The sequence below is a fragment of the Candidatus Neptunochlamydia vexilliferae genome, from assembly GCF_015356785.1.
Lineage (GTDB): Bacteria > Chlamydiota > Chlamydiia > Chlamydiales > Simkaniaceae > Neptunichlamydia > Neptunichlamydia vexilliferae.
Genome location: NZ_JAAEJV010000120.1, coordinates 1 through 1,281 on the forward strand (window position 1 = coordinate 1; position 1,281 = coordinate 1,281).

General features: G+C 40.3%; 2 protein-coding genes. Both read right to left on the reverse strand.

Going from position 1 to position 1,281, the window contains the following annotated elements; translation table 11 throughout:
- Nucleotides 1-786: hypothetical protein (locus NEPTK9_RS09505; RefSeq protein WP_194848589.1), on the reverse strand; the 786-nt coding region annotated here is incomplete at its 3' end.
- Nucleotides 787-907: 121 nt separating this feature from the next.
- On the reverse strand, nt 908-1,281 hold a 374-nt coding region (locus NEPTK9_RS09510; protein WP_228547124.1), incomplete at its 5' end, for a hypothetical protein.

Here is a 1,281-nt window from a genome sequence, read left to right on the forward strand (position 1 = left end):
TCTAAGTTGGGCCATATCATCGGCATTTTCAGCTAACCACCATGCTCCAGGTATTTTTAACCTTTTTTGTATTAGGGATCTATTGGTGCTTTCTATTAACCCCGAACCAATAGGTAAATCTTTTTCTATTGCTTCTTTATATTTAAATTGGCCTGGGCGATTTTTAATATACTTTAGGCATTTCATAATACCTTCGTGTTTTGGGTTTAGCTTTTGTCGTCTTTTCAGCCTTTTTGCTACCTTCTGGATTTCCCCTAACCTGATCTCTTGTTGTGATCTCTTCAGCATAAGCGCTTTTTTACTATCTCCTTCAAAGGCATCGCTGAGATACTCGGAAAGATGATAAAAGTCTATTAAGTGCCCATATCGACTTCCTCCAATACGTTCTCCCTGTTCTATAGTCCAAAGCGCCCCATCCGCAAGACCATGAATATTAGGGATAAAACTCCCCACTAATCCATGCATTTGAATAATTAGCCTGTCCCCTAAAGCATCAGCTCCTTCCATTGAACAGGCAAACTTAGGCTCCACACATTTAGGATCTTGAATAGCTCCAACCTTGATTTCCTTCCATTGCAGTGTCTTTGCTTTTCTCCTGTCTTTAGAGTCTTCATATTCAACAGTAGGGACCATGACTCCATCCATTTCTAGATTCACTAAATCTGAGCCAGTCTCCAATGAGGTTTTCCTCTCTTTACTCAAAATCTTTTTTGATTTTTGCGCATTTCTTAGAGTCATTTCCCTGATAGCACTAACAGAAACTTCCACTCCATGATGCTCTAACATCCGGTCTCCTGCCTGCCTAAAAGACGATTCTGCTGACATATCTACAGTTAAACGGCTTAGTCGTTTCGAGTAACCTAAGTGCCTCACTCCAGTGTTTTTAGTGAATGGAACAATTCTTCTATTAGGGGCTTTCTTTTTTTTGAAAAGAAAGCCCTGTGTCACCAGCTTTATATCTCCAAGGGACGTGTGCCAGCAAATTTTTTTTTTCGTGAGGGCGAACTTCTCCTTCTGCGACTGCTTGAGACTCTGCTTCACGGCTTTTCTTTTCTGCCCACTTCTCCAGCATCATTACTCCGGCTTTCTGTATAACTCCAACAACCGCTTCTTCTGCATCGTCACCTGAGTTCAGATTTCCTTCTTTATTCTCGATTGTGTCAACCATTTCTAAAACACAATTTAAGATGCTCTCATCACTTTTTATAGCCCTAACGGCTTTTTCGAGTTTATCTTCATTTTCCATGTTATCAAATCCTCTATTGGGTATCATTTTGTCAA